24 protein-coding genes are annotated in these 26,106 nt (G+C 68.4%); 9 read left to right on the forward strand and 15 right to left on the reverse strand.

From position 1 onward, the window contains the following. Positions 1-110 precede the first annotated feature (110 nt). Together parE and ABD693_RS01500 are read left to right on the forward strand one after the other, a co-directional pair. Positions 111-2,090, forward strand: a complete 1,980-nt coding sequence (gene parE, locus ABD693_RS01495; protein WP_344695188.1) for a DNA topoisomerase IV subunit B — start codon at positions 111-113, stop codon at positions 2,088-2,090. A gap of 135 nt (positions 2,091-2,225) precedes the next feature. Further along, the gene (locus tag ABD693_RS01500) at positions 2,226-2,492 is read left to right on the forward strand and encodes a hypothetical protein (RefSeq protein WP_344695189.1); all 267 of its coding nucleotides are present in this window, start codon (positions 2,226-2,228) and stop codon (positions 2,490-2,492) included. A 15-nt stretch (positions 2,493-2,507) separates the two neighbouring features. Here the strand turns inward: ABD693_RS01500 and ABD693_RS01505 are convergent, their stop codons facing one another. The 6 genes from ABD693_RS01505 to ABD693_RS01530 all read right to left on the reverse strand — a co-directional run bounded on the left by ABD693_RS01505 (position 2,508) and on the right by ABD693_RS01530 (position 12,315). Beyond that, positions 2,508-5,198 (reverse strand): EAL domain-containing protein, encoded by a 2,691-nt coding sequence (locus tag ABD693_RS01505; RefSeq protein WP_344697551.1) that lies wholly within the window; start codon positions 5,196-5,198, stop codon positions 2,508-2,510. A gap of 83 nt (positions 5,199-5,281) precedes the next feature. Beyond that, positions 5,282-8,116 (reverse strand): S8 family peptidase, encoded by a 2,835-nt coding sequence (locus tag ABD693_RS01510; RefSeq protein ID WP_344695190.1) that lies wholly within the window; start codon positions 8,114-8,116, stop codon positions 5,282-5,284. A gap of 196 nt (positions 8,117-8,312) precedes the next feature. Further along, the gene (locus ABD693_RS01515) at positions 8,313-8,792 is read right to left on the reverse strand and encodes a Csu type fimbrial protein (protein ID WP_344695191.1); all 480 of its coding nucleotides are present in this window, start codon (positions 8,790-8,792) and stop codon (positions 8,313-8,315) included. Next, a complete protein-coding gene (locus ABD693_RS01520) occupies positions 8,789-11,116 on the reverse strand; it encodes a fimbria/pilus outer membrane usher protein (RefSeq protein WP_344695192.1) in 2,328 nt (775 codons plus the stop codon). The genes ABD693_RS01515 and ABD693_RS01520 overlap by 4 nt, the downstream gene beginning before the upstream one ends. Positions 11,117-11,118: 2 nt before the next feature. Next, complete coding sequence (locus tag ABD693_RS01525; protein ID WP_344695193.1) at positions 11,119-11,817, reverse strand: fimbrial biogenesis chaperone; 699 nt, start codon at positions 11,815-11,817, stop codon at positions 11,119-11,121. After that, the gene (locus ABD693_RS01530; protein ID WP_344695194.1) at positions 11,818-12,315 is read right to left on the reverse strand and encodes a Csu type fimbrial protein; all 498 of its coding nucleotides are present in this window, start codon (positions 12,313-12,315) and stop codon (positions 11,818-11,820) included. It abuts the gene before it with no gap. Between the two features lie 230 nt (positions 12,316-12,545). Here ABD693_RS01530 and ABD693_RS01535 point away from each other — a divergent pair, with 230 nt between their 5' ends. Continuing rightward, positions 12,546-13,058, forward strand: a complete 513-nt coding sequence (locus ABD693_RS01535) for a PilZ domain-containing protein (RefSeq protein WP_344695195.1) — start codon at positions 12,546-12,548, stop codon at positions 13,056-13,058. A gap of 7 nt (positions 13,059-13,065) precedes the next feature. Here the strand turns inward: ABD693_RS01535 and ABD693_RS01540 are convergent, their stop codons facing one another. Together ABD693_RS01540 and ABD693_RS01545 are read right to left on the reverse strand one after the other, a co-directional pair. Next, entirely contained in the window at positions 13,066-13,377 is a 312-nt protein-coding gene (locus ABD693_RS01540; protein WP_344695196.1) for a hypothetical protein, read from the reverse strand. A 26-nt stretch (positions 13,378-13,403) separates the two neighbouring features. Further along, entirely contained in the window at positions 13,404-14,534 is a 1,131-nt protein-coding gene (locus tag ABD693_RS01545; RefSeq protein ID WP_344695197.1) for an alpha/beta fold hydrolase, read from the reverse strand. 150 nt (positions 14,535-14,684) lie between these two features. On the opposite strand from ABD693_RS01545, the gene ABD693_RS01550 reads away from it, so the two are divergent. Continuing rightward, positions 14,685-15,380: a potassium channel family protein gene (locus tag ABD693_RS01550; RefSeq protein ID WP_344695198.1), complete on the forward strand. Its 696-nt coding sequence runs from the start codon at positions 14,685-14,687 to the stop codon at positions 15,378-15,380. 43 nt (positions 15,381-15,423) lie between these two features. Continuing rightward, positions 15,424-16,227: an energy transducer TonB gene (locus tag ABD693_RS01555; RefSeq protein ID WP_344695199.1), complete on the forward strand. Its 804-nt coding sequence runs from the start codon at positions 15,424-15,426 to the stop codon at positions 16,225-16,227. Here the strand turns inward: ABD693_RS01555 and ABD693_RS01560 are convergent. The 3 genes from ABD693_RS01560 to ABD693_RS01570 are packed head-to-tail and all read right to left on the reverse strand — an operon-like array spanning position 16,224 to position 18,677. Beyond that, positions 16,224-16,976 (reverse strand): TonB family protein, encoded by a 753-nt coding sequence (locus ABD693_RS01560; RefSeq protein WP_344695200.1) that lies wholly within the window; start codon positions 16,974-16,976, stop codon positions 16,224-16,226. The genes ABD693_RS01555 and ABD693_RS01560 overlap by 4 nt on opposite strands. Positions 16,977-17,010: 34 nt before the next feature. Next, positions 17,011-17,796: a ZIP family metal transporter gene (locus ABD693_RS01565; RefSeq protein WP_344695201.1), complete on the reverse strand. Its 786-nt coding sequence runs from the start codon at positions 17,794-17,796 to the stop codon at positions 17,011-17,013. Further along, positions 17,793-18,677 carry an aldose 1-epimerase gene (locus ABD693_RS01570; protein ID WP_344695202.1) on the reverse strand — a complete coding sequence of 295 codons (885 nt, stop codon included), beginning with the start codon at positions 18,675-18,677 and terminating at the stop codon, positions 17,793-17,795. Before ABD693_RS01570 ends, ABD693_RS01565 begins: the two co-directional genes overlap by 4 nt. 125 nt (positions 18,678-18,802) lie before the next feature. Here ABD693_RS01570 and ABD693_RS01575 point away from each other — a divergent pair, with 125 nt between their 5' ends. Then, complete coding sequence (locus ABD693_RS01575) at positions 18,803-19,111, forward strand: hypothetical protein (protein WP_344695203.1); 309 nt, start codon at positions 18,803-18,805, stop codon at positions 19,109-19,111. Positions 19,112-19,169: 58 nt separating this feature from the next. On the opposite strand, the gene dgoD is transcribed toward ABD693_RS01575, so the two are convergent. Genes dgoD through ABD693_RS01590 form a run of 3 tightly spaced genes read right to left on the reverse strand, consistent with a single transcriptional unit; the run spans position 19,170 to position 22,546 of the window. Beyond that, positions 19,170-20,327, reverse strand: coding sequence for a galactonate dehydratase (gene dgoD, locus ABD693_RS01580; RefSeq protein ID WP_344695204.1), 1,158 nt, complete (start codon positions 20,325-20,327; stop codon positions 19,170-19,172). Beyond that, the gene (locus ABD693_RS01585; RefSeq protein WP_344695205.1) at positions 20,324-21,631 is read right to left on the reverse strand and encodes a family 1 glycosylhydrolase; all 1,308 of its coding nucleotides are present in this window, start codon (positions 21,629-21,631) and stop codon (positions 20,324-20,326) included. Before ABD693_RS01585 ends, dgoD begins: the two co-directional genes overlap by 4 nt. Positions 21,632-21,682: 51 nt before the next feature. After that, positions 21,683-22,546 (reverse strand): SMP-30/gluconolactonase/LRE family protein, encoded by an 864-nt coding sequence (locus ABD693_RS01590; protein WP_344695206.1) that lies wholly within the window; start codon positions 22,544-22,546, stop codon positions 21,683-21,685. An 85-nt stretch (positions 22,547-22,631) separates the two neighbouring features. On the opposite strand from ABD693_RS01590, the gene ABD693_RS01595 reads away from it, so the two are divergent. Genes ABD693_RS01595 through ABD693_RS01605 form a run of 3 tightly spaced genes read left to right on the forward strand, consistent with a single transcriptional unit; the run spans position 22,632 to position 25,065 of the window. Further along, positions 22,632-23,513 (forward strand): 2-dehydro-3-deoxygalactonokinase, encoded by an 882-nt coding sequence (locus tag ABD693_RS01595; protein WP_344695207.1) that lies wholly within the window; start codon positions 22,632-22,634, stop codon positions 23,511-23,513. Beyond that, entirely contained in the window at positions 23,510-24,139 is a 630-nt protein-coding gene (locus ABD693_RS01600) for a 2-dehydro-3-deoxy-6-phosphogalactonate aldolase (RefSeq protein ID WP_344695208.1), read from the forward strand. The genes ABD693_RS01595 and ABD693_RS01600 overlap by 4 nt, the downstream gene beginning before the upstream one ends. Then, on the forward strand, positions 24,136-25,065 hold the full coding sequence (locus ABD693_RS01605; RefSeq protein WP_344695209.1) for a Gfo/Idh/MocA family protein: 930 nt from the start codon (positions 24,136-24,138) through the stop codon (positions 25,063-25,065). Before ABD693_RS01600 ends, ABD693_RS01605 begins: the two co-directional genes overlap by 4 nt. On the opposite strand, the gene ABD693_RS01610 is transcribed toward ABD693_RS01605, so the two are convergent. Beyond that, positions 25,055-26,092, reverse strand: coding sequence for a glycoside hydrolase family 43 protein (locus tag ABD693_RS01610; protein WP_344695210.1), 1,038 nt, complete (start codon positions 26,090-26,092; stop codon positions 25,055-25,057). The genes ABD693_RS01605 and ABD693_RS01610 overlap by 11 nt on opposite strands. Between the last annotated feature and the right edge of the window lie 14 nt (positions 26,093-26,106).

Here is a 26,106-nt window from a genome sequence, read left to right on the forward strand (position 1 = left end):
GTCGATACCGCCCTTATACCGTATCTTTGTGACAATATCGAATCCGGCCACATCGCGTCGTTCGCGCCCTGTTCCCTTCCGCCCCCGCGCCCATTACAACCACGACCGCAATGACCGACCTCTTCGGCGCCGAGCCCGCCCCCACCCCTTCGAGCGATTATGACGCCAGCGCGATCGAGGTCCTCGAAGGCCTCGAACCCGTCCGCCGCCGCCCCGGCATGTATATCGGCGGGACCGACGAGCGCGCGCTCCATCACCTCGCCGCCGAGGTCATCGACAACTGCATGGACGAGGCCGTCGCGGGCCACGCCAACCGGATCGAGATCACGCTCATGCCGGGCAATCGGCTGACGGTCACCGACAACGGCCGCGGCATTCCGGTCGACCCCCACCCCAAATATCCGGGCAAGTCAGCGCTCGAGGTGATCCTCACCACGCTCCATTCGGGCGGCAAGTTCGAAGGCAAGGCCTATGCCACCTCGGGCGGCCTTCACGGGGTCGGAGTCAGCGTTGTCAACGCGCTCTCGACCGAGACGGTGATCGAGGTCGCGCGCGACAAGAAGCTCTATCGGCAGCGCTTTTCGAAGGGCCTCGCCACCGGCCCGCTCGAGGAAGTGGGCGCCGCCCCCAACCGCCGCGGGACGAGCGTCGCCTTCCACCCCGATCCCGAGATCTTCGGCGACCTCGCCTTCGACCCCGCCCGGCTCTACCGGCTCGCGCGTTCCAAGGCCTATCTCTTCGCCGGGGTCGAGATCCGCTGGAAGTGCGATCCGTCGCTCACCAGCGCCGAGGTCCCCGAGACCGCCGTCCTCCAGTTCACCAACGGGCTCGGCGACGCGCTCGCCGAGCAGCTCGAGGGGCGCGAATGCGTCACCAACGTGCCCTTCGCCGGGCGGGCCGACTTCCCCGAGGGTCAGGGGCGCGCCGAATGGGCGGTGGCCTGGCCGCTGTGGAGCGAGGGCTTCACTTCCTATTACTGCAACACCATCCCCACCCCCGATGGCGGGACGCATGAAGCGGGCCTGCGCGCCGCGCTGACAAAGGGCATCCGCGCGTTCGGCGATCTGGTCGGCAACAAGCGCGCCAAGGACATCACCGCCGACGACGTCATGGCGTCGTGCGAATGCTATCTGTCGGTGTTCATCCGCAATCCGCATTTCCAGAGCCAGACCAAGGACCGGCTGACCAGCCTCGAGGCCGCGCGCTTCGTCGAGGCGGCGATGCGCGACCATGTCGACCATTATCTCGCCGACAACATGGATCGTGGCCGTGCGCTCCTGGGCTCGATCGTCGAGCGGATGGAGGAGCGCCTGAAGCGTCGGGCCGAGCGCGAGGTCAAGCGCAAGACCGCGACGTCCTCCCGCAAGCTGCGGCTTCCCGGCAAGCTCACCGACTGCGCCTCGGACGACGCGCCCGGCACCGAACTTTTCATCGTCGAGGGCGACAGCGCGGGTGGCTCGGCCAAGCAGGCCCGGAACCGCAAGACGCAGGCGATCCTGCCGATCCGCGGCAAGATCCTCAATGTCGCTAGCGCCACCGCCGACAAGATCCGCGCCAACCAGGAAGTCGCCGATCTCCAGCTGGCGCTGGGCTGCGGCATCCGCGACAAGTTCGACGAGGGAAGCCTGCGCTACGAAAAGGTCATCATCATGACCGACGCGGACGTCGACGGCGCCCACATCGCGACCCTCCTGATGACCTTCTTCTTCCAGGAAATGCCCGAGCTCGTCCGCCGCGGGCACCTGTTCCTGGCGCAGCCCCCGCTCTACCGCCTGACCGCCGGCGCGAAGACGCTCTACGCCCGCGACGACGCCCACCGCGCCGAGCTCGAGGCCAAGGAGTTCAAGGGCAAGAAGGTCGAGGTCAGCCGGTTCAAGGGGCTCGGTGAGATGAACCCCAACCAATTGAAGGAAACGACGATGGACCCCGCGTCCCGCTCGCTCCTCAAGGTCACGCTCCCGAGCCAGTATGAGGATCGCCAGCCGGTCAAGGACCTGGTCGAGCGGCTGATGGGCAAGAACCCCGAACACCGCTTCGCCTTCATCCAGAGCCATGCGGCGGCGGTGAGCGACGAGGAACTCGACGCCTGAGGAGCCATGCCGGCTTCGGGCGAGACTGACAGACCGAATGCGTCTTGGGCGTCCGCAATGGGTCGGAAGCGGCTCTTCGACCTTGGGACACTATGTCCAGTTCCGCTTGCCCGCCCTTCCTCCTACATCCACCTTATGCCCATCCAGCAGCAACAGCAGCAGGCCGCCGCCGAGTTCCGGCGGGTGATGAAGTGGATCGTGGTCGCGGGGGTGCTGATGACGGTGGGGGCGCTGGTCTATCTCGGGGCGACCGGGAACCTCTACCTGCACATGGTGATCGCGGTGATCGGCGGGGTATTCATCTCGGTGGTGCTCGGCTGTGGCTTGTTCGCGGCGAGCTTCTACAGCGACAAGAGCGGGCACGACCAAAGCGTCACCGACGCGACCCGCCACCACGACTGAGGCGAAGGCCGCGCCTCAGCCGCTGCTCCGGCCGAGGCGATCGCGGGGCGAGCGGCCCTTGGCCTGGCGCGGGAGCCTGTCCCCGCTCGGGGGCACGGGGAGGCGGTGGACCTCGGCGGCAAACGCGGTTTCCTCGGCGGGGCGCTGTTCGCGCGAGGGACGGCCGAACAGGAAGCCCTGAAGCTGCGAACAGCCGAGGCGCCGCATCGCGGCCTGCTCGGCGACCGTCTCGATGCCTTCGGCCGTGCATTCCATCTGGAGCCCGCGGGCGAGCGCGACGATTGCCTTGATGATCGCCGCGCTCTCGGCGCTCCCCAGCGTCGCCGCCTTAACGAAGCTGCGGTCGATCTTGATCGCCGCGAAGTCCGCGCGCTGGAGGTAGCCGAGCGAGGAATAGCCGGTGCCGAAGTCGTCGAGCGCGAGGCTGACCCCAAGATCGCGCAGCTTGGTCAGGGTGCTTTCGAGCTTGGAGCCGTGGCGGAGGAACACGCTCTCGGTCATTTCGAGCTGGAGCCGCTGCGGCGCGAGGCCGGTGACCGCGAGCGCGTGGATCACGGTGCCGAACAGGTTCTCGGCCTCGAGCTGGAGCACCGACAGGTTGACCGCGACCTTGACCGTCTCGGGCCATCCGGTCGCCTGCTGGCAGGCCTGCCGCAGCGTCCAGGCGCCGATCTCGTTGATCAGCCGCGCTTCCTCCGCGATCGGCACGAAGACGGTGGGCGAGATCGAGCCGCGGGTCGGATGCTGCCAGCGAAGCAGTGCCTCATAGGCGACGACCTGGTCGTCGGAACTGCGCACGATCGGCTGGTAGGCGAGGCTGAGCTGGCCGTCGTAAAGCGCGCTGCGGAGGTCGTTCTCGAGGCTGCGCTGCTCGTCCGCCTCGTCCTGCATCCACGGCTCGAACCGGCACACGCGGCCACGGCCGGCATCCTTGGCGCGGTAGAGCGCGAGGTCGGCGCAGCGGACGAGGTGGTCGAGTTCGCTCCCGTGCTCGCCCGCGATGGCAAAGCCCACGGTGGCACCGACATCGGCCCAAGCCTCGCCGAGGTCGCACGGCTGGCTGAGATTGGCGATCAGCGTCTCGGCGAAGTCGTGGATGTCCTCGGTGGGGTCGGTGAGGAGGATGGCGAATTCGTCGCCACCGAGGCGGAATGCCTGGCGCTGGCCGGAACAGAGCTTGCGCAGCCGCCCGGCGATCTGGCGCAGCAGTTCGTCGCCGGCATTGTGCCCGAAGGTGTCGTTGACGAGCTTGAACCGGTCGAGGTCGACCAGCATCACGCTGCACGAGGGCGTGGCGGTGGCGAGTTCCTGCCCGAGGCATTCGCGGAAATAGGCGCGGTTGCCGAGCCCGGTCAGGTGGTCGTGGCGCGCGGCATGCTCGAGCTCGGCATTGGCGGCGCTGATGCGATCGCGGCTGCGGCGGCTCGCGAGGAAGGCAAAGCCGACCGCGCCGATGACGCTGACCGCAGCGAGCCCTGCGAGCCCGGCGATCAGCAGGACGTTGTGAAGGCGCTGGGTCGAGCGGGCGAGCTCGAGGTCGCGCTGGGCACGCTCGGCCTTGAGGCGGGTGATGCGCAGCTCCTGGTTGGCGGCATCGAAGCGGGCACCCATCAACGCCGCGTTGGTCGAGACCGCGACCTCGCGCGCATCGTCGTCAAGCCGCTTGAAGGCTTCGAGGTGGAGCAGCGCCTCGTCGCTCCGGCCGGCCCGCGCGAAGACCTTCCAGGCGAGCTCGTGGAAGTCGCGGAAGGGCATGGTCGACTGGGCAAGGTCGACGCCTGCGAAGGTCCGGCCGAGCATGACGAGCGCCTGCGCCTGGTCGCCGCGCCTGTCGGCGAGGCGGGCCTTCAGTCCCCACAGGAAGGGGCGCCACTCGGCCGCGGCGCTGGCTCGGATGGCGAGGCCCTGGTCGATGGTCGCCGCCGCCTTGGTGAGCTGGCCCTGGTCGAGCTGAGTTGCGGCGATGTTGCTGATGATGCGCGCTTCGAGCAGCGGACTCTGCATCGCGCGGGCTTCGATCAGTGCCTTGCGGAACTCGCCCTCGGCGCGGGCATGCTCGCCCATGTCGCGATAGGCGTTGCCGCGATTGTTGTGGAGCGCGAGCGACAGCGCCGGGTCCTGCGAATAGACGTCCTCGGCCTGGCCCAGATAGTTGAGCGCGCGGGGGAAATCGCGCGCGTCCTGATAGAGCGAGGCGATGTTCTGCAGCATGATCGACTGCGAGCGCGCTTCGCCGAGGGCGGCATAGATGCGATAGGCCTGGTGCATCCCCTCGAGCGACTGCTGGACCTTGCCGTCGAGCGAGGCGAGCGCCGCGCGCGAGCGGAGGAGGTCGGCGTGGAGCTTGGTCGAGGGGGCGGCGGTCTCCACTGTCTTGAGCGCCGCCTCGATCATCGGCCGCGCGGCGTCGGGCTGGTTGAGGCGGGTCAGCGCCTCGCCCGCGAGCCACTGCCCGCTCGCGACCGCCAGCGGGGCTTCGGGCGCGGGCAGGCCGTAAGCGAGGTGAATGGCGTCCTTCGCCCGGGCGAGCGCGACGTCGGGTTCGCTCATCATCGCGGCCTTGCTCGCGGCGATGGTGGCATCGAAGCGCTGCTGAACGGCACTCTCCCTGCCGGCGGTCACGGCGGGAGCGGCGGCGCGCGCCGGCGGAGTCGCGGCGGCGGCGGCCGTCAGCACCAGCAGGGCGAAAAGGATGTTTTTCGGCATGATCAAGATGCGTCCCGACAACCCCACAAGGTGTCGATCAATCGCCACCCTTTTCTTTATAGGGCGATGCCCTGCCTTTCAGGTCAGAAGCCGATGCTGAGCCGGCCGCCGACGACGACATCGTCGACCTTGGTCTGGCCGCCCTTGCTGAGATTGATCCGCGCGAAGCTGCTGCCTTCGACCTTCCCGCCGAACAACGGCGTCGCATAGAGCGCTTCGCCGGTGAAGCGGCGGGTCTTGCTGCGGATGTCGAAGGTCCGGTCGACGAGGCCGATCTCGCCCGTCTGGCGGTCGACGACTTCCATCGACTGGTAGGTGAGCTGGCCTCGGTCGATGTGGAGCGGCTGCGCAAGCGAGATGCGAAGCTTGTCGTTGCTGCCGAAGAGAGCGTCCTTTGTCGCCGACAGCGCCCAGGCCGAGGTACGGATCGCCGCGCCGTCGGTGCGCAGGCCATTGCCGTCGCGGCCTACGCTGGTGCGCCCCGTGGTCGCCGACCCGGCGAGCGTGGTCTTGCCCGGCAGCTTGAGGCTGGCGCCGAGCGTCAGCGTGGTGCTCCGCGCGCCGCCTTCGAAATCGGAGGGAAGGCTCGACTGGACTCCGAACAAGGCGTCCCCTTCGCTAACCCGCGACAGTGCGAGGCTGGCCTTGAGGCGTCCACCGATCCGCTGCTCGATCCGGAAGTTCTGGCCCTTGGCACGATAGTCGGGAAGCGAGCGGAGAAGCTGCTGCTCGGCCGGGGACAGCGCCTCGTTTTCCTCGGCGGCCTGCGTGCGGCTGGTGAAGCCGAACGAGACGCTGGTTCCGGTGCCGAGGCGAAACTCGGAGCGGAGGAAGGTGCCGCCCTGCGCGAAGCCCAGCAGCGGGTCGATCCCGCCCTCGCGGCCATAGTCGCTCGTCAGCCCGAAGCCGTCGCGTTCGCCGAGGATGGCCGCTCCGCCCCCGCGGCCGGCGGTGATCGACAGCCGCTCGGACGGGTCGACGAGGCCGAACGCGGTGAGCGCCTCGGGTCGACGGCGGCCGAAGGCGGGTTCGCTGACCCCGCCGGCCGCCATCGACCAGCGCGCCTGCCATCCGCCGGGCGCACCAACGCGGGCCTCGGCGATGTCGCTGAAGCCGACGCCGCGCCGGATCCAGTCGACGAAGCGCTGGCTGATGAAGCGCTGGAACTGCTCCTGGTTGCCGCCATTGATCGAGACGGTGCCAACGAGCCGCGAGGACAGCGGAACGGCAAAGTCGCGGCGGGTCGCGCCGATATTCTCGAACAGGACGAAGAAGGCGCCGTCGGCTTCCCAGGTCGATTTGACGCCCGAGCTTCGGACCTGGTCGGCGGTGCGCATCACGGCATTGCCGTTGACCACTTCGTAGAAGGTCAGGTTGCTGAAGCTGAGCGGCGCCTGCGAGGCGGTGACGTCGAGCATCCCGCGGCCGTAGACGGGGTCGGTGCCCGGCGCGCCGAGATCGCGGGCCGAGCGCAGGATGATGTCCACGGTCTCGGTCGGATATTTGGCGAGCCACGGCCAGCGGTCGTGGAGCAGGGTGATCGCGCCCGACACCAATGGCGCGGCGAACGAGGTACCCGAGCGACGCACGACCCCGCCCATGCCGTCGGACATCAAGATCATCTCGCCCGGCGCGACGATGAAGCGATTGGCGAGCTGCTCCTGGCAATAGAGGTTGAGCGTCGACAGGAGGCAGGCGGTGCCGGGCGTGTTCGAGAAGCTCGAGATGGTCCCGTCGACCCCGGTCGAGCCGACCACGATCAGTGCCGGGTCCTTGAGCCACTGCCACGCGAGGTTCGAAGTCTGCGCGACGCCGTCGTTGCCGGCCGAGACGACGAACACGGTCTTGCCCTTGGTCGCGAGCGTGACGTTGGGATCGAACAGGACGTTGCGGACGTCGGCACCGAGCGTCTGGCCGGGAACGCCAAGCGACATGTTGATGACGCTGGCGCCGCGTCCGGCAAGCGCGACGACGCCGGTGGCGACGTCCTGCCAGCTTGCAGTGTTGGTGCTGTCGAACGGATTGTAGGTCGCGATCCGGGCGTTGGGGGCGATGCCCATCACTCCGACCCCGTCATGCCCGCCGACGATGAGGCTCGCGACGCCCACGCCGTGGCCCATGACCTGGGCGGTGCTGCCGCCCTGCCAGGCGATGTTGTTGCGCACGTCGCTGTCGTCGGACAGGCGGCCGTCGAGGATGCCGATGATGCTGCTCGCGCCAAGTCCCTGCTGCTGGGACAAGGCGGGGTTCCAGCGGACGGTCGGCATCCAGTGGTCGATCCGGTCGCGGCCGGAATAGCCCATCAGCGTGTCGTACCAGTCGAGCAGGAACTGGTTGCGGCGATTGTCGCTCAGCCGCTGGAGGCTGGCGCCGTCGGCGGGATCGATGCCGTAGCGCGCGAACAGTTCGCGGCCGATCCCCTCGGCGAAGCTCTTGCCGGTGGCATCGAGCAGCGCGGTGCCCCAGGTCGTCTCGGTGGCCGCGATCAGGCTCGACAACCTCTGCGACAATTCACCTGCGCGGGCCGGGTCGGTCCACAAGGGCGCGGCCTGCTGCCAGGTCGAACCGAACGCCTGCCAATAGTCGCCGATCCGTGCGTAGGCCGGCGCCTTGGGGTTGATCGTGCCGAGCGTCCCCCAGAAGGGGTCGCCCGCCCAGCCCTGCGTGAAGCTGGTCGTCCCGCCGGTGCCCGAGAAGGGCGCGATATTGCCGTAGAAGGGACTGATGTTGCCCCAGAACGGGCTGATGTTCCCATAGAATGGGCTGATGTTGCCGTAGAACGGACTGATGTTCCCGTAGAACGGGCTGATGTTCCTATAATTGGGTTGAAGCTGCGCCGACGCCGGCTCGCCCGGCCACGCCGCGAGCGCCGTCGTCAGGACAATCGCACGCTTTCGGAAGGCAAAACGTCGCGCCACTTTCCGGCTCCTCAGATCCTTGCTGTTATCCTTTCGTTTAACGGAATGAGGTGAGCGGTTTCTTTGCAAGCGCGCTTAACCCTCCGGTAAGCATGTGCGGCAAAATCCGTCGCCGTAGAGAGGGAATGCGCCACGACGCAGGCTATTTGGTCCAGAATGGATGTTAATCATTGCGCGGCGAAGGCGCGTGCGACCGTCAGTATTGGACGGTGATCTGGATCGTGTCGGTGTAGGTTCCCGCGGCGACCCACTGGCCGGCGGGCGCCCGCCCGTAGACCGGCACGGAAGTGCTGAAGAAGAGCAGCCCATTGAGTGACGACGTGACCGTCGTCGTCCCGCCGGTGCCGTCGCCGAGGATCTGTGTCCGCGGCGAATTGGCGAAGAGATTGTAGTTGAGCGACACGCCGAGCCGCCGCATCGTCCGTTGGTTAAAGCTATTCGACTGTCCCGTGCCCGCTTTCACCTCGACGAGCCCGAACAACGACACGATGCCGCTGCAGTCGATCGAGACGGTGGCGCTTGCGTCGTCGGGGCTGGCGACGGTCGGATCGTAATTGCCGAAGTTCAGCGCGGTCGTCGACGTGATGCAGCTGCACAGGGTGCAGGCCTCCGCCGGGGTCGCGATCGCGGCCACCAGCATCGCGGCGAGCGCGAGGACGATGTGCCTTACGCTCACCGCGCCCGCGCCTCGCGGATGGCGGTGCAGCGAAGCGGTTCGCCTTGCGTGTCGGCCGCCGGCAGGGTCGCGAGGCAGTTGCCGCTCGCCCGCCGCACCTCGATCGCCGTTCCGGCCCGATATTCGTCGATGAACACTTGCCCATCATAGCCGGTGACGCCGCTGCGCGTGCCGCCGAGGCTGACCTCGAGCCCCGGCGCGAGCGGCTGGCCGCGCTCGTCGATCAGCGCGATGGTGACCGAAGTCCCTGCGCGGGCGCGGCCAAAGCGGACGATCGCCGCCTGGCGAAAGCCCGGAACCGCGAGCTTCTCCGCCTCGTCGAGGTCGACCGCGAGGGCGACGTCCTCGGTGCGGATGCCGATGCGATTGGCGGCGTAGGGCACGAGGCCGGTCAGGATCACGGCCTTGCCCCGCCCGGCCCGCCGCGCCACCGGCCGGCCTTCCTGCGTGATCGCGACATCGCCCTCGCCCGCCACCTCGACCAGCGCGAGCCCATCATCGAGGCGCCCAGTCGGGACAAGGCGGTCGTCGACCATGACGAGCGCGCCGCGCAGGCTCGTGCGGGTCGCCAGCCGTCCGTCGTATCCTGCGGCCGTCAGCTCGAGGTCGCCGATCCCGCTTGTCGCCAGCGCATAGGCGTTCCAGCGTGCGCCGGCGCTGCCGCGACTGGCAGAGAGACCGACGCCGATCCCTCCGCCCGGCGGCGCGGCCTGCTGGAAGCTTGCGGTTACCAGTCCGCGCTCGGCGGTCAGCGCGGCGCTGCTCCGGCTCCCGAGTGTCCGGCTGAGCGACACGAAGAAGCCGTCGTCCCGCCTTCCGCCGATCCGGCTCCTGCGAAGGCTGGCGTAAAGGGACAAGGGGCCGAGTGAGGCCGAATAGCCGAGCGTCCCGAGCCGATAACCGGTGTCGTCGCGGAGCCTTGCGTCGACCAGGCCGAGGCTGATCTCGCCGACGGGCAATGCAAGGCTCGCGGTGATGCCCAGCTCTTGGCGGCCGCGCCGGTCGGTCGCCGGACGCTCCTCGCCGACGGGCGCGAAGCCGGCGCTCTCGACCGTGTAGCTTGCGCTGAACGAGGCGTCGCGGCCGATCCGCTGGACCTGCGCGCGCAACAGCGAGCCCGTGCCGTCGCCATCGTTCGACATTGCGCCTGCCAGCGCGACCTCGCCGAGGCTGGCGATCACCGCATTGACCGACAGCCCGCCGACCGCGCGCGACGGGGTGGCTTCGACCCTCGCCCCGGCCGTGAGGTAAGGGGTCAGTCCGCGCCGCCAGCCGACCGCCGCGAAGACGTCGCCATAGGTATTGCTGCGAAGGCCATAATCGCGGCGAAGCGCACCCGCCTCGAACGACAGGTCGTCGAGTCCCGGTCGAAGCAGCCGCGCGCTCGAGTAAAATCGCTGGCTGATCTGCCGCACGCCTCCGGTCGCGTCCTCGATCCGCATGACCAGTTCGCCCGCGCCGTTCACGGTCACCGGACCCTCGACCAGGAAGCGCCCGGGACGGACCTCGCGCGTGACCCGGCCGCTGGCGGCGAGCAGCTCCACGGTCGAGGGCAGCAGCGCCGAGCCGGCGATGGTGGCAAGCGGGGTGGTGACGGCTTCGGGGTCGAGCGAAAAGTCCGTGCCGATCCGGATCCCGCCGAAGCGCAGCGGGCTGCTGAAGTCCCCGCCCCGGCTGATCGTGTCGCCAAGGACGAGCCGCAGCCGCTGCGCGGGAAGATCGCGCTGGAACGCGCTGTCGAGCCGCACGAGCTGGTGGCCGGCCGGCGGCAGGAGCGCGGTGGTGCCGGCGACGCCCCAGGCGCCCGACAGGCCCGCGTCGAACAATCCGCCCAGCCGCGCCCCGCCCCCATCGGTGGCGAGGGAGAGGTCGTAGCCGAGGAATGCGAGCGGCGCGATCGGGCTCAGCGACGGGGAGGCAGGCTCGGCGCGAAGCGCGCGCTGCGGCGGACCGAACGCATCGGGTCCGGCCTGGAGAAACAAGGTCGCGCCATCGTCGCCAAGGCGGGCGGCAAGCTGGGGCACGTCGGCAATCGAGACGAATGCCTGACCGTCGATCGAGACCGTCGCCGCCGTGTCGGGGATGAAGATCCCGATGGCCAAGAGGTCGTCACGCAGGACCAGGAGGGTCGTCCCGCGTCGCACGGCCAGCGTCGGCCGGTCCTGGTTTTGACCGTTCAGCACCAGCTCGACCGGTGTGACCCCCGTTTCGCCAGGATCGGCAAGGGCGGTAGTCGGCGAGGCGCCGCCGAGAAGCACGGCGAGCAGCAGCGCAGGCGGTTCGAAATTCTGCCGCTTGGGCCGGGGACGGCCACCCGCGCGCATGGTCAGTCCTGGCGCTTGGTTATGGCCTCGACGCGCCCGGTGGCGGTCACCGCCTCGATGCTCGTGATCGCGCCGCCCTGCGCGGGCACAACAAGACGGCTCGCCCCCGCCAAAAGGTAGAAGCCGCGCGTGATCGTCTCGGGTGCCTCACCGGCGCGGTGGATGACGAGCTTGCCGACAACCGTGTGCATGCGGCCATTATTGCTGATCTCGATCGCGCCGGGCGGGCCGGGTTGCCAGCGCAGCGCGGGCGCGGCGGCCTTGGGCGTGCGGAAGATGGGGATGCTCAAGCGAAGCACGGCCTTGATGGTGCCCGGCGGCGCCTCGCCCTGCGGGATTTCGTCGACCAGCAGGCGATAGCTGCTCTCGGTCGCGCCACCGTGGGGTGGGAGGCTGCAGCGCACCAGCCTCCTGGCGCCGGGCGCGACTTCCGTCACCGAAGGATTGACCCTGATGTCGGCGGGATCGAGCTGGTCGGTGCCGTCAGGCTTCTGCGACCAGGCGAAGCCGCGCACCTGCACTGCGACCTTTTCCAGGCCGAGGTTGCTGACGGTGAGCGCGCAGAAATTGGCGTCGGTCCCAAGCTCGATCCTGATCGGCGCGACCGCGATCCGCGAGGCCGAAGCAGGCGGCGCAAGCCACGGGCCCGCGGCGAGCGCGAGCGCGAGAATACCCCAGCAATGCCGGCCGAGGTGCGTCATTCAATAAGTCACCGTGACCGTCACCACATCGGCATAGGCACCCGCGGGGACGCTCTGCTCGGCGGCGATGCGGCCGTAGACGGTGAGTACGCTCGGCGTGCTCGTCGCGGTCACCGGCGCCAGCGCGTCGACACCCGACGTGTTGCCCCAGTTGCTGGTGCGCGAGGGGTCCGTGAACAGCGCGTAACCCAGGCGATTGGACGCGAACGACATCTGCCGCGTCGAGACCGTCGCGCCGGAGGCGGTGCCGGCATTCAGGCCCACGACGAAGCTCGTTCCCGGCGTGCAGGTGACCGTGATCGAGCTCGTCGCATTGGTGGCGGTGGTGCTGACCGGATCGTAATTGCCGAATGCCAGCGGCGCGGCGCTGACGAGGCAGGAGTTTAGCACCGTCGTCGAGACGCTCATCGTCGTCTGCGCGGTGCCGGCATGCGCCGCCTGCGCACACGGCAACAGGACGAGCGCGAGCAACAGGGCTTTCTTGGGCTTCAAAGTCATGGCGATGTGTTCCTTGGCTGGTCGCCAAGTATATGACCGCGCTCAACGTTACCTTTCGCGTTCCGCCAATATGGACTGAGCTTTGCTCAAAGGGACTGGGCCTACCTGCCACCGCCACGCAGCCGCGCGATCGGTGGCCGTGCGGGTCACTTCCGCCGTTTCGGACTTTTGCTCCACTCTTTGCCCATCATGATCGCGCAAGCCTGTGCCGAACGATCGGACACATGGTCATGGAACAGGGACGCATTCAGCATCACAGGCCGCGAGCGCCGCGCCGGAAGCTCTATCTTCCGGTTCGCATGCGCTCGGGCGCGGCCTGGGCCGACGTCTGCCTGCTCGACCTGTCCACGCGGGGCCTTCAGGTGAAATGCCCGCGGACCCCGCCCACCGGCAGCTACATCGAAGTGCGCCGCGGGCGGCACGTCATCGTCGCGCGGGTCGTCTGGACCAAGAAGGACCGCTTCGGCGCGCTGACGCAGGATGCGGTGCCGGTCGACGCGGTCGCGGCCGATCGCGACGAGACCGCCACCGCCGCTTCCGACAACGCGCAAGCACAGGAGCGGCGGCTCCACCCCCGCCCCTCTTCGGTCGCGGAAGCCTTCGAGCAAAGCCGCTTCGCCGGCCGCGCGATCGAGTTCGGCCTCGTCCTTGCCGGGATTGTCGGGGTGGCGATGTTCGGCGCGAGCGTGGTTGGCGACGCCATTGGGACGCCGATACACGCGGTCACCGCCGCGCTACGCTAGCTTCCGGTCAGCGGCGGTTGACCCCGAGCCGGCCCTGACCCTCGGTGAACGCGGCGCGCTTGGTGCGGCGGTCGTAGGCGCACAGCTTCACGTCGATCACGTTGCCGCGATTATAGCCTTCGACGATCCGGATTTCGACCGGCACGCGGTCGGGAAAGCTCGCCTTGTCGGCAATGATCTTCGCCTGCTTCAACCCCGAATTGACGAGGCAGGCACGGTTGACCTGCCGGTCGAGCGCTGCCCAGGCGGCAGGCGTGGAGGCCGATGCGGCACCGGTGGCGGCGAGCGCAACCGCGGCGGTCAGGGCAAGCTTGTTCATGGCGATGGTTCCTCCCGGGCTGGTCTTCAGATGCGGCCGCAGTCGCTGCGCGCGGGCGTTCCGGCGAAGCGCTGGTCGATCCAGTCGATGGTCTGCGCGGCACTCTGCTTGGCGGTGGTCGCATGATCCTTGCCTGGCAGATCGATCCACCGCACCCGCACCCGGTTGGCGCACATCCGCCGCGCGAAGGCGCGGGTGACGGCGGGCGCGACCAGCGGATCCTCGCGCGTTTGCGCGATCAGGACGGGCACGCGGCTGACGGGCGAAAGGCTATTGGCCCGGACATAGGACGACCAGGGGGCCGTGCGACCGAAGTCGACATTCTTCAGGTCCTGCCGAAGTGCCAGCATGCCGAGGATGGTGCCGAGCTTCGGGGTCGAGCCGATCGACACGCAATTGTTCTGCGCCATGCGGGTGATGATGCCCGGGGTGCGCCGCGCGCCGAGCCGCAGCGGCACGCCATAATATTTGCTCCAGCTGTCGGCCGCGAGCGCGGTCAGAAAGGCCTTGGCATTGGGATCGCTCGACAGGCGGAAATTGGCGGCAAGATCGGTCGGCGGCGCGCCCGCCGCAACGCCGACGAGGGTGAGGCCGGCGCCCTCGGCGCTTGCCAATTGTCCGGTCCACAGCGCGGCATGCCCGCCCTGGCTCTCCCCCCAGACCGCGAAGCGATTGCCGGCGGCCGCGCCGGGGATGGCCTGCGCCGCGCGCACCGCATCGAGGACCGAGCGGGCCGTGACGGTGCCGACGAGATAGGGATGCGGCCCGCGGCTTCCGAGCCCGGGATAGTCGGGCGCGACCACGACATAGCCTCGCGACACGGCGTCGATCGCGGGCGTGGCGGCGAAGAAGTTCGGGCTGAGCGACGGCGCGCAGCGCTCGGCCACACCCCAGGTGCCGTGGGTCCAGGCGATGACCGGACGTGCCCGCGCGGGAATGGCTTCACGCGGTGCGATGACCACCCCAGTCACCTCCTGCGCCGCACCGCGATCGCTTCGCGTGAGATAGCGGACCCGCCATGCCTGGGTTCCGGGCGGGGTCTGGACGATCGGTTCGGAAGCGATGAGCTGGCCACCGCTCTGCGCGGCGGCCGGACTGGCCAGAATCAGGGCGCCAAGCGCCAGCACGTTGCGCAACGAACCAAGCGATTCCATCATCCGCCCCTTGCATTTGCTGCTGGACCCTAATGCCGCAACATCCGTTTCGTTCCGGCAATGAAGCGCGAGCTACCGCCCCTCTCAAGACGGTCCAAAGCCTCTCCCTGGCGCAAGCTCGGGCTTCGCGCGCTGCTCGCGCTCGGGTTGCTGGTGAGCGCATTCCTATTGTTGTGGATCGACCGCGACGGCTTACGCGACAACATCGACGGGGCGGTCAGCTTTGCCGACACGCTCTATTTCACCATGATCACCGTGACGACGGTCGGCTATGGCGACATCGTGCCGGTGACCGAAAAGGCGCGGCTGATCGACGCCTTCCTGCTGACCCCGATCCGCCTCTTCATCTGGCTGATCTTCCTCGGCACGGCGTTCGAGCTTCTGTTCAAGCGGGTTTGGGAGAGAATGCGCATGGCGCGGATCCAGGAAGGGCTCGAGGGCCATGTCGTGGTCGCTGGCTTCGGCAAGAACGGGAGCACGACCGCGGCGCATCTGCTCGGCAGCGGGCTGGCCGCGGAGAAGCTGGTCGTCATCGATTGCGACGAGGTCGCCTGCGTTGCGGCACGCGAGCTTGGCGCGGCGGTGATCCAGGGCGACGCCAGCCGCGATGAACTGCTCGAGGCGGTTCGCATCCGCGCGGCGCAGCGGATGATCATTTCCGCCGGGCGGGACGACACCAGCATCCTCATCGCATTGAGCGCGCGCAAGCTCGCGCCCGCGCTCCACATCGCCATCACCATTCGTAACGAGGACAATGAGGATATTGCCGGGGCCGCGGGGGCGAGCCTGGTCGTCAATCCGGTGACGGTGACCGCGGCGCTCCTTGCCGAGGGCATGGCCCCGGCCTGACACCGGGCAAGGCCGGGTTCAGCCGTGCGCGGGCATCAGACCCATGATGCGCCGCCAGATCGCCAGCCGAACCGACCGCGCCCGATCCGTCGGGCTCGCCGCGCTCATCCACGTCGCGCTCGGCTGGGCGCTGCTGACCGGGCTCGGGGTGACGCCGGTGCCCAAGGTGCTCGAGCAGCCGCTCGCGCTGATCGACCTCACCGACCCGCCGCCGCCCGAGCCGCCGGCCGTCCCCATGACGCCCGAAAAAGCGCCCAAGCCGACCGAGCGCGCCAAGGACCCCGAGGGCGCCGCCGCGCCGCCTGCCAAGAAGAATACCCCGACCGAAGTCGTCGCGCCGCCGCCGGAGGTTCGTCTTCCGGTGCCGCCGCCCCTCCCCGCCGCCCCCGTCGCCGGCACCGGCACCGCGCCCAAGGCCGGGGCGGCGCCGATCGACGGACCCGGCACCGGCCGCGGCGGCGAGGGCGATGGACTGGGCGCGGGTCGATTCGGCGACGGAACGGGCGGCGGCGGTGCGGGCGGAGTCGCGGCCGAACCCGAATATGTCGCGGGCGACATCCTCGAGCGTGATGCGCCGCGCGGTCTCAACCTCACCCGGCCGCTCCCGGTCGCCTTCCGCCTGCTGATCGGGCGCGACGGATCGGTACGCGATTGCCGGATTGCACGCGGAAGCGGGATCGCCGCGCTCGACCAGGCCACCTGCGCCTCGGCCGTCCGCCGCCTGCGCTGGCGGCCGGCGCGCGACACGGCGGGGCGGCCGGTCGAAGCCTGGGTTCCGAGCAGCTTCCTGTGGCGGCCACGGCCCGGCGCCGACCGCTGGGTCGATGCACAGGAAGTGCGCGACTAGAAGTTCACCGGCGCCTGGATGTAGCCGTACCAGCGCACATAAGGCCGGCCGTTGTCGTCGAGCGCGGGTTTGAAGCGCACCCGCTCTTCGACCAGCCGGCAGGTCCAGGCGTCGACGTTGGGATCGCCGCTCGACCCGTTGATCTTGCAGTCGGTGGCGCGGCCGTCGACCTGAACGCGGACCGCGACCAGCACGCGGCGCCCGCGCGGCCAGGCACGGAGCACGGCGGCGGGATAGCTCCGGCCGGTGAGCTTGGTGCTGTCGATGACCGAGGGGCCGACGCCCTGGCCGCCGCTGCCGCCGCCGCCCGGACCCGAGCCGCTGCCACCGCTGCCCGTGCCGTTGCCCGTCCCGCCCGCACCCGTGCCCGGCCCATCGACCGGTGCCGCGCCTTGCGAGGGGGCCGCGCCCGTGCCCGGGGTCGGCGCTGCGACCACCGGCGGCGGGGGCGGAGGAAGGACGACCTTGGGCGGCGGCTTCACGATCGGGGTCGCTTCGGCCTTTTTCGCCGGCGGCGCCGAGGCGCCCTCGGGCTTGGGCAACTTCTTCGATTCCTGGATCGCGGGTGGCGGCGGCGGGGGTGGCGGAGGATCGGGAAGGACGTCGAACACCTTCAGCGGATTGACCGCTTCGAGGACCGCTTTCCCGGGGCCGAGCGTCAGCAGCGCCGCGAGGATACCCGCATGCACCAGCACCACGGCGCCCAAGGCCGTCACGCGATCCCGATTGCTGACCCACGATCGTTGCATGTCCGGCACAACGCGGCGGACCCGCACCGGCTCCCTAGCCGAACGTCCAGTCGAGGAACATCATCACCGCCAGCCCCAGCATGAGGGCGAAGGTGGCGATTCCCTCCTGCTTCTCGCGGTGCGTTTCGGGGATGATCTCGCTCGACACGACCCAGATCATCGCGCCCCCCGCAAAGCCCAGACCCCACGGCAGAAGCTCGCTCGAGACCGAAATGGCCGAAATCCCGAGGAAGCCGCCGACAGGCTCGATCAGTCCCGTCAGCACCGCGATCAGAAAGGAGAAGGTTCGGCTGTATCCGACCGCCGCGAGGCTCAAAGCGACGGCGAGGCCCTCGGGGACATTCTGGAGCCCGATGCCGAAGGCGGTGGCATAGCCGGCGGTCTGGTCGGGGCTGCCGAAGCTCACCCCGACCGCCAGGCCTTCGGGAAAATTGTGGAGCGAAATGGCGATCACGAACAGCCAGATGCGCGCGAGCTTGCTCTTTTCCGCGCCGCTCATGGGGCCCGAAATGAAATGCTCGTGCGGGGCGTAGCGATTGACGAGCTGGAGGGTGGTCGCGCCGAGAAGGACCGCGGCGGCCATGATGGTCGCTGCGATGGTCTTGTTGCCGCCGTGAAGATCGCCCGCGGCCTCCAGCCCCGGGATGATCAGCGAGAAGAAGCTCGCCGCCAGCATGATCCCGGCCGAGAAACCGAGAAAGGCGTTTTCGGTGCGCTTGCCGATCGAGCGCATGAAGAAGACCGGCAGGGCGCCAAGCGTCGTCGCCTGCCCCGCAAGGAAGCTGCCGAGCGTTCCGGTGGCGATGAGGCCTAGGCTCATGCGAGTTCGAGCCGCATGGTGAGGCGCATGGACAGGCCGGGCTCGAGAACGCGCATGCCAAGCTGCGCCCAGCGCGCCTCGGGTTCGTTCAGCGCGGCATTGGCGTGGGTCACGGGCTCGGCGACGAAGATGCCGCCGCTTTCGGGCGAGTATAGCTGGAAGAAGCGCGCCTCGGGGCTCGTCAGGCGAAGAGTCGCCGGCCATGCCGGGTCGGTCAGCAGCGCCTCGCCGCCCCATCCGCCAAAGCCATGGTCGAGCCCCTGCCCGCAGGCCGCGCGGTCCGACAGGTCGTAGCGCCCGGTCGCGGGCACTTCGCCCGTCGGCAGGACATGCTCGTCGATCTCGAACGCGGTTGCGACCTGCGTCCGGATCCGGGTCTCGCTGGTGCAGGGGAAATAGGGGTGCTGGCCAAGACCGCAGGGCATCGGCCGGTCGCTGGTGTTGCGGCACTCGAGCGTCAGCGACAGGCCGCGCTCGTCGAGAGCGAACGACTGCCGCGCTTTCCAGTCCCACGGCCATTCGCCTGCCTCGTGGGTGAAGCGAAGCTCGGCCGACCTTTCGTGCGCCGTCGCGACATTCCAGGCCCCGAGCCAGCCCTGCCCGTGGAGCGGCGAGGGATCGCCCGCCATGTTCGGCGCCAACCGGACCTCCTCGCCGCGAAACACGAACCGGCCATCGCGGATCCGGTTCACGTAAGGCACCAGCGGGAAACTCGCCTGGTCGAGAACGGTTGTTTCTCCACTGTGGCTTTCGCGCAAAAGCGGGACGCGGCGCCCTTCGGAAGTCCAGGTGAAGCGATGAATAGACCCGCCCAATGAAGGACTTAGCACCAGTTCGAGGGGGCCGGCACGAAGCGTGAGCTGATGGGTCTGATCGATCATATGAACCCGGTATTGGCCCGATGTTCAGTCGGCGGCAACTGATCTGGGGATAAGTGGCTCAAATCGCCTTGCGCGACGATGCGTCAGGGCAGATGAAACCCCCGGTTGCGGGGAGGGACGGAACGATGCGCACCCGAGTGAAGGACTATATCGAAGTCAGCGACTACACGTCGCTCGACCGGCTGATCACCACGCTGACGGCCATTCGCGACAGCCTGCCCGAGGGCGCCGACCCCGAGCTCAAGCTGCGCGGCGACGACATCTTCGGCCGCCGCCTCTCGATCACCTACTTTCGCGAGCTGAGCGCCGAGGAGCAAGCGCTCGACGCCAAATATCACGCGCGTGACCAGGCAGTGACGGATGAGCTAAAGGCGCTGACCGCCAAGCTCGACGACGTGCCCTACGACAAGCCCAAGGCACGCCGCGCGGCGTGATCCCATTCGAGGTCCCGGCTGAGGCCGGGACTTCGTCTTTGAAGGCGCTGGTCGCCCGTTACCATTCCGCGAAGCTGCCGTCGTGCTGGCGCCAGATCGGGTTGCGCCAGCGATGGCCGTCTTTCGCCACCTCGCGCACCTTGGCTTCGTCGATCGTCACGCCGAGCCCGGGCTTTTCGGGCATGAGCAGATAGCCGTCGACCGGGGTCAGAACCTCGGGGTCGGTGATGAACTCTAGCAGGTCGTGGCCCACGTTGTAGTGGATGCCGAGGCTCATCTCCTGAATCGCGACATTGGGCGCATTCGCGGCGAGCTGAAGGCAGGCGGCTAGCGCGAGCGGGCCCAGCGGGCAATGCGGCGCCACCGCCACGTCATAGGCCTCGGCCATGGACGCGATCCGGCGGCATTCCGAAATCCCGCCCGCGTGGCTGAGGTCGGGCTGGATGATGTCCACCGCGCCGGTCTCGAAGAAGCGCTTGAAATCCCACCGGCTGTAGAGCCGCTCGCCGAGCGCGATCGGGGTGGACACGAGGTTGGCGATGTCGGCGAGGCCCTCGGGATTTTCGCTCAGCAGCGGCTCCTCGATGAAGAGGAGGCCCATCGGCTCGAGGACCTTGGCGAGTTGCTTGGCCATTGCGCGATGCACCCGGCCATGGAAGTCGAGGCCGACGTCCATGCCCTGCGCCTGCGCCGCCTCGACGCGCCGGATGACGTCGTCGAACAGCCGCGGGGTACCGATCCAGTCGAGCTCGGCGGTCGCGTTCATCTTCACCGCCGAGAAGCCCTGCGCCTTGCGGGCGGCGGCGGCGCTGTCGATCTCGTGCGGTTTGTCCCCGCCGATCCAGGCATAGGCCCGGATCTTGTCGCGCACGCGGCCGCCCATCAGTTCCCACGCGGGCACGCCGAGCGCCTTGCCCTTCAAATCCCACAGCGCCTGGTCGAGGCCGGAGAGCGCGCTCATCAGCACCGGGCCACCGCGGTAGAAGCCGCCGCGATAGGCGATCTGCCAGATGTCCTCGATCCGCCGCGCGTCGTGGCCGATGAAGCGGTCGCGGATCGCCTCGAACGCACCGTTCACCGCCTCGGCATGACCCTCGAGGCTGGCTTCGCCCCAGCCGTGCGCGCCGTCGACCGTCTCGACCCGGACGAACAGCCAGCGCGGGGGCACGAGGAACGTCTCGATCCGCCCGATCTTGAGTTCGGGGCAGCCGGTCATGCGGCCTCCGGCGTCTGCTGGTCCTGGTTGCCCAAGGCGAGGCCCTTGTCCTGCGGCTCCTTGCGGTCACCGGGCGGCGTGGTCATCGGCGGCCAGACCGACTGGTGCAGCGGCTTGACCGGCACCGCGAGGCAGACCGACGAGGCCGGCAGCACGTCGCGCCAGTCCCTGATGAGCTGCTTGTAGGCCTTGCCGACGTTCCGGATGTTGCGGTTGAGGTCATAGAGCCCGAGCGGATTGACGTTGCCGTTCTGCTCGCGAAGCGCGGTGTCCCAGTCGACCTGATCGGTCAGCGAATACCAGGTGAAGCCGACGGTAGGGATGCCGACGTTGCGCAGCCGCAGGACGTTGGCCCATTCCTTCCACAACCACTGCACCGCTTCCTGCCCTGTCGGCCCCTCCTTGAGGTTGGTCTCGGTGTGCATGATCGGGAGCCGGTAGCGATTGTGATACTGGCGGGTGATCTCGCAATAGCCGAACACCTCGCCGCTCGCCTCGGTGCGACCGTCGGCATGGACCCGGTGCTCGTTGGTCCAGTAATAATCGTTGCCGAGGATGCAGTGCTGCTTGAGGCGGTTGCCGAGGAAGAAGTGATATTCCTCCCGGGTCATGCCGTTATCCATCAGATATTCGTACATCTCGCTGTCGACCCGGCGCCCGTAGTTGAGGTCGAGGCTGAGGAAGCGGCGGCTGTTGAGGACTTCGGCCGGACCGATGGCGGCCGGGCTGTCGGCGTGGAAGTATTCGGAAGATTCGGACTGGATGAAGATGGCGTCGGGCCGCCGCTTCAGGATTTCCGTCATCGCCAGCACATTGGCCTTCACGATGTGCTTGAGGGCGGTGACGAACGAGCGATCGGTGCGCTCCTGCTCGTTCCACCAGCCATATTTGGCGCTGAAGGCAGCGCAGATGAACATTTCGTTCACCGGCGTGTAGAGCTGGATCCACGGATAGCGCTCGGCGAAATCGGCGGCGTAATTGGCGAAGTGCTGGCTGAAGTCGGGGTTCTGGAAATTGCCGATCCAGTCGGGCACGCCGAAGTGGCAGAGGTCGACGATCGGGGTGATGTCGCGCTTCCTGAGGTCGTTCAGCGTGAGGTCGGCGAATTCCCAGTCATATTTGCCGGGCGCCAGAAACGTCTTGTGGATCGGCGGGCCGAAGCGAAGATACTGGATCCCGATGTCCTCGACGCAGTCGAAGTCCTCCTGCCATCTTTTGTAATGGTTGGACGCCTCCATCTGGTCGACGCGGGTACGCCCGCCGTTGATGGTCGGGATGCTGTTCTCGATTCCCGTGGCGAACATGAAATTGGCGATGATTGCCTCCTCAGGGCAGCTTCGAATTCCGCTCGCCGATCACCCCGCGAAGGGCAGTTCGGCGATCCCGGTCACACCCGGTGAGCACATAAAGAGCCCGCCCGCATATGGTTGCGAAGCGAGGTCCTTTTCCTCGAGCCCGATCCGGGCGGAAGTGATGAACAGCCGGTCGAGGGCGGCGCCGCCGAAGGCGCAACTGGTTGGCCGCTGGACCGGAACGCGAAGCTCGGTGAGGCGCTCGCCGGCGGGCGACAGGCGGCGCAGGCACCATCCGTCCCAGAAGGCGATCCACAGGCAACCCTCGGCATCGACCGTCAGCCCGTCGGGATAGCCCTCGCCCTCCCCGAAGCGCGCGAGTTCGCGGCGGTTGATCGGCGTGCCGTCGGGCGTGAGGTCGTAGCGATAGGTCACCTGCAGCGCGCTGTCGTTGGCATACATGATCTTGCCGTCCGGGCTGAAGGCGGGGCCATTCGTCACCTTGAAGCCATCGTCGACCCGGCGGCAGGTGAGGTTCTTGTCGACGCGGTAGAAGGCGCCGCTCGCCGCGCGTTCCTCGTCGTCCATCGTGCCGGCGAAGAGACGGCCGACGCGATCGACCTTTGCGTCGTTGAATCGGTTGGTCTCGCGGTCTTCCTCGGGGTCGAACAACAGGTCGAAGCGCTCGAGTTCGAGATCGACCGCGGCGATCCCGCGATCGGTCCCGGCGATGTGCCCGCCGGACGCGCGCGGGATCAGGCTACCGACGCGATAGGGCGTGCTGAACTCCTCGAGCGGGCGGCCATCGCGCCAGCGAAAGGCGCGGCGCCCCTTGATGTCGACAAAGGTCAGGGCGGCGGCTTCGGGGTCCCAGTGCGGGCCCTCGCCGAGCAACGCTTTCACGTCGGCTACGCAGGTGACGTCCATGGGGACGGGAAAATAGCGCCGCCCACGCGCATTGGTAGGGACACATGAGGCGCTTCGTCGCTTTTCTTGGGGTATGAGCGCGGGCATGTGGACAGACGGATACATCACGGCCGACTGGGGAACGACCAATCGGCGGGCGTGGCGGGTCGAGGGCGGGCGTGTCTCCGCCGAATTCGCCGACGACCTTGGCTTCACCAGCGTTTCCCCCGGCGGCTTTCCCGACGAAGTCGCCAACATCCGCCGGCGGCTGGGCGACGTGCCCTTGCTCCTTGCCGGCATGGTCGGCGCGCGCGGCGGCTGGGTCGACGCGCCCTATCTGCCCTGTCCGCTCGACCTCGATCGCCTCGTCGCCGGGCTGGTCGCCACCCCCGATCCGCGCGCCTTCATCATCCCCGGGGCCTCCTATCAGGATGGCAGCCGTGCCGACGTCATGCGCGGCGAGGAGACGCAATTCTTCGGCGCGGTGGCGGCGGGTCTTTGCGCGCCCGACGCGATCATCTGCCACCCGGGCACGCACAACAAATGGGCCTTGCTCGAGGGCGGCCGGCTGACCCGCTTTCGAACGGTCATGACCGGCGAGATGTACAATCTCCTCAAGAACGGGAGCCTCCTCAGGGCGTGGCTCGAGACCGAGGCAGCGCCGGGCGAGCATTTCGCTGCCGGCGTCGCGCAAGGGTGGGAAGGCCGAGCATTGACCGCCGATCTCTTCACCGTCCGTGCCCGCGTACTGCTCGGCACGCTGCCCGAATATCAGGTCGCAAGTTTCGTCTCGGGCCTGCTGATCGGCGCCGACCTGCGCACCGGCCTGTCCGACCTCCCGCAAGGCGAGGTCGTGGTCATGGGCCGCGGCGCGCTTACGCGCCTCTTCTCCGCCGCGCTGACCCAGGTCGGACGGCAGAACCGCGAGGTCGACGGGGAAGACGCCTTCCTCGCCGGCGCCCAGGCCATCACGGAGCGACTGTCATGAGCGCGCATCAGGATTTCACCGCCTATCTCGGCCAGTGCCCGCTCGTGGCGATCATCCGCGGGGTGACGCCCGATGAAGCGGTCGCGGTCGGCGAGGCGCTATTCTCGGCCGGGATCAGGATCATCGAAGTGCCGCTCAACAGCCCGCACCCCTTCGAGAGCATCGACCGCCTGGCCAGGGCGATCGGCGACCGCGCACTGATCGGGGCGGGCACTGTCCTCGATGTCCTCAGCGTCGCCCGCGTCAAGGACGCCGGCGGCCGCCTCGTCGTCGCCCCCAATACCGACGCCAAGGTGATCGCTGCCGCGGTCCAGGCCGAGATGGTGGCGGCGCCCGGCTACTTCACGCCGACCGAAGCCTTCACCGCACTCGACGCCGGGGCACAGGCGCTGAAGCTTTTCCCGGCCGAGGGTGCGTCGCCGACCGTTCTCAAGGCGCAGCGCGCGGTGCTGCCCAATGATGTGCCGATCCTCGTTGTCGGCGGGGTCCAGTCCGACGGCATGGCGCCGTGGACCGACGCGGGCGCCAACGGCTTCGGCCTCGGTTCGGGCCTGTTCGCGCCGGGTCGAAGCGCCGAGGAAGTGCACGCTCGCGCCAAGGCCTATGTCGCGGGAGTCGCCAAGTGAAGCCTTTGAAGATCGCCATCATCGGCTTCGGCAAGATCGCCGAGGACCAGCACGTCCCAGCCATCGAAGGCAGCGGACGGTTCGAGATTGCCGGGAGCAGCAGCCGGCAGGGCAATGGCCCCGCCCCCAATTTCACCGACTGGCGCGAGCTCCTCGACACGGTGCCAGGCATCGAAGCGGTGGCGATCACCACCCCGCCCGCGCCCCGTCACGACATCGCAGCCGAATGCATCGCGCGCGGGCTTCACCTGCTGCTCGAGAAACCGCCTTGCGCGACATTGGGCGAGGTCGAAGACCTTCGCCGCATGGCCGCCGCCAAGGGCGTCACGCTCTTCACCAGCTGGCACGCGCAGCACAATGCAGGTGTTGCGGCGGCCGCCAAGCTCCTCGTCGGCCAGCGCATCAGGTCGATGCGCATCACCTGGCACGAGGACGTCCACAAATGGCATCCCGGCCAGCAATGGGTGTTCGAACCCGGCGGCTTCGGCGTCTTCGATCCCGGCATCAATGCTTTCTCGGTCGCGACCGCGATCCTGCCCGCGCCGATGTTCGTGAAGGAGGGCATGCTGTCGATGCCCGCCAACGCCCAGACTCCGATCGCGGCGGAGCTATCCTTCACCAGCCCGGCCGCCGACGGTCCGCTCAGCGCAAGCCTCGACTGGCGCAAGACCGATGGCGAGGAATGGACGATCGAGATCGAGACCGGGGACGGCGCCAGGATGAAGCTGGTCGAGGGCGGCGCGCGGCTGATCCTCGACGGCGACGAGGTGCCGGGCAGCAAGGCGGGCGAATATCCCGACCTCTATGCGACGTTCGCTAGGTTGATCGACGAGCGGCAGAGCCTGGTCGACGCCGAACCACTGCGAATCGTCGCCGACGCGATGCTGGTCAGCCGCCGCGAGACCGTCGAGCCGGTCACCGTCTGACCACCGGTCCCGGCTGCGGCCCGCTGCTTGGGGACTTACCCGCGATCTCGGGCCAGCCATCGCGCCAGGCGAGGGGGTCAAGCAGCATCACGCGGCGGGTGTTGACGTCGTCGGTCGGCTTGGTCCGCGGCCGGCGTGCATCGACTCCGTGATAGAGGATCCAGTCCTGCCCCGCTTCGTCGGTGACGATGCTGTTGTGCCCCGGTGCGATCCACTGGCGATTGCCTTCGAGCACCAGGTAGAGTGGCCGCGCGCGGACCTCGAACGGCCCCGTCGGTGATCGCGATCGCCCCACCATCACCGCATAATGCGCCTTGGGTCCGCAGCAATTGTCGCCCGAGAAGAAGAGGTAATAATAACCGTCGCGTACGGTCACCCAAGCGCCTTCCACCAGGCGTCGGTACTCCGCGGGATCGTCCGACTTGACCGTCTCGACCAGCGGCACCGGGCTCGATCCGTCCGCGAAGGACAGGCCGTCAGGGCTTAGTTCCTGCACCTTGATCGGCCCGAAGCCCGATCCCCAATAAAGATAGGTCTTGCCGCTCGCCGGATCGGTGAAGGCATGGGGATCGATGTTGACGAAGCCATCGCCGCACAGGAGCGGCGTGCCCTTGTCGGTGAAGGGACCTTCCGGTCGGCTGGCGGTTGCCACCGCGAGGCACAGGCCGCGCTTGTCGTCGGTCAATGCGGCGTCGGGCTTGGCCGAATAATAGAGCAGCCACCGGTCGCCCATGCGGAAGACGTCGGGCGCCCAGAAGTCCTGCGTTCGGCTGGCCCAGGCGGGTTTTACCGGCAGCGCGTCGCCCGCATCGGCCCAGGTCATGAGGTCGTCGGAGCGGGCGAGCTGGATGTTGCGCACCGGATCGCCGCCCTGCGTCGCATAGACGTAGAATTTGCCGTCGCCCCCGCGCACCACCGCGGGATCGGGAAAGTCGCGGTCGATCACCGGATTGGCGTAGCGGCCCGCCGGGGGGAGGCTGGCGCAGGCCGAGAGGGCCAGCGCGGCGGCGAGGACGAGGATACGCATCGCCGCCGAGCCTA

This window comes from Sphingomonas rosea (assembly GCF_039538065.1).
Taxonomy (GTDB): domain Bacteria; phylum Pseudomonadota; class Alphaproteobacteria; order Sphingomonadales; family Sphingomonadaceae; genus Sphingomicrobium; species Sphingomicrobium rosea.

Coding starts and splice junctions, on each gene's coding strand:
- ABD693_RS01565 (WP_344695201.1), bottom strand. CDS start 17,796: ATGAGCCTAGGCCTCATCGCCACCGGAACGCTCGGCAGCTTCCTTGCG.
- dgoD (WP_344695204.1), bottom strand. CDS start 20,327: ATGACCGGCTGCCCCGAACTCAAGATCGGGCGGATCGAGACGTTCCTC.
- ABD693_RS01600 (WP_344695208.1), top strand. CDS start 23,510: ATGAGCGCGCATCAGGATTTCACCGCCTATCTCGGCCAGTGCCCGCTC.
- ABD693_RS01595 (WP_344695207.1), top strand. CDS start 22,632: ATGTGGACAGACGGATACATCACGGCCGACTGGGGAACGACCAATCGG.
- ABD693_RS01590 (WP_344695206.1), bottom strand. CDS start 22,546: ATGGACGTCACCTGCGTAGCCGACGTGAAAGCGTTGCTCGGCGAGGGC.
- ABD693_RS01520 (WP_344695192.1), bottom strand. CDS start 11,116: ATGCGCGCGGGTGGCCGTCCCCGGCCCAAGCGGCAGAATTTCGAACCG.
- ABD693_RS01555 (WP_344695199.1), top strand. CDS start 15,424: ATGATGCGCCGCCAGATCGCCAGCCGAACCGACCGCGCCCGATCCGTC.
- ABD693_RS01545 (WP_344695197.1), bottom strand. CDS start 14,534: ATGATGGAATCGCTTGGTTCGTTGCGCAACGTGCTGGCGCTTGGCGCC.
- ABD693_RS01570 (WP_344695202.1), bottom strand. CDS start 18,677: ATGATCGATCAGACCCATCAGCTCACGCTTCGTGCCGGCCCCCTCGAA.
- ABD693_RS01530 (WP_344695194.1), bottom strand. CDS start 12,315: ATGACTTTGAAGCCCAAGAAAGCCCTGTTGCTCGCGCTCGTCCTGTTG.
- ABD693_RS01585 (WP_344695205.1), bottom strand. CDS start 21,631: ATGTTCGCCACGGGAATCGAGAACAGCATCCCGACCATCAACGGCGGG.
- ABD693_RS01500 (WP_344695189.1), top strand. CDS start 2,226: ATGCCCATCCAGCAGCAACAGCAGCAGGCCGCCGCCGAGTTCCGGCGG.
- parE (WP_344695188.1), top strand. CDS start 111: ATGACCGACCTCTTCGGCGCCGAGCCCGCCCCCACCCCTTCGAGCGAT.
- ABD693_RS01535 (WP_344695195.1), top strand. CDS start 12,546: ATGGAACAGGGACGCATTCAGCATCACAGGCCGCGAGCGCCGCGCCGG.
- ABD693_RS01560 (WP_344695200.1), bottom strand. CDS start 16,976: ATGCAACGATCGTGGGTCAGCAATCGGGATCGCGTGACGGCCTTGGGC.
- ABD693_RS01540 (WP_344695196.1), bottom strand. CDS start 13,377: ATGAACAAGCTTGCCCTGACCGCCGCGGTTGCGCTCGCCGCCACCGGT.
- ABD693_RS01505 (WP_344697551.1), bottom strand. CDS start 5,198: ATGCCGAAAAACATCCTTTTCGCCCTGCTGGTGCTGACGGCCGCCGCC.
- ABD693_RS01525 (WP_344695193.1), bottom strand. CDS start 11,817: ATGACGCACCTCGGCCGGCATTGCTGGGGTATTCTCGCGCTCGCGCTC.
- ABD693_RS01575 (WP_344695203.1), top strand. CDS start 18,803: ATGCGCACCCGAGTGAAGGACTATATCGAAGTCAGCGACTACACGTCG.
- ABD693_RS01610 (WP_344695210.1), bottom strand. CDS start 26,092: ATGCGTATCCTCGTCCTCGCCGCCGCGCTGGCCCTCTCGGCCTGCGCC.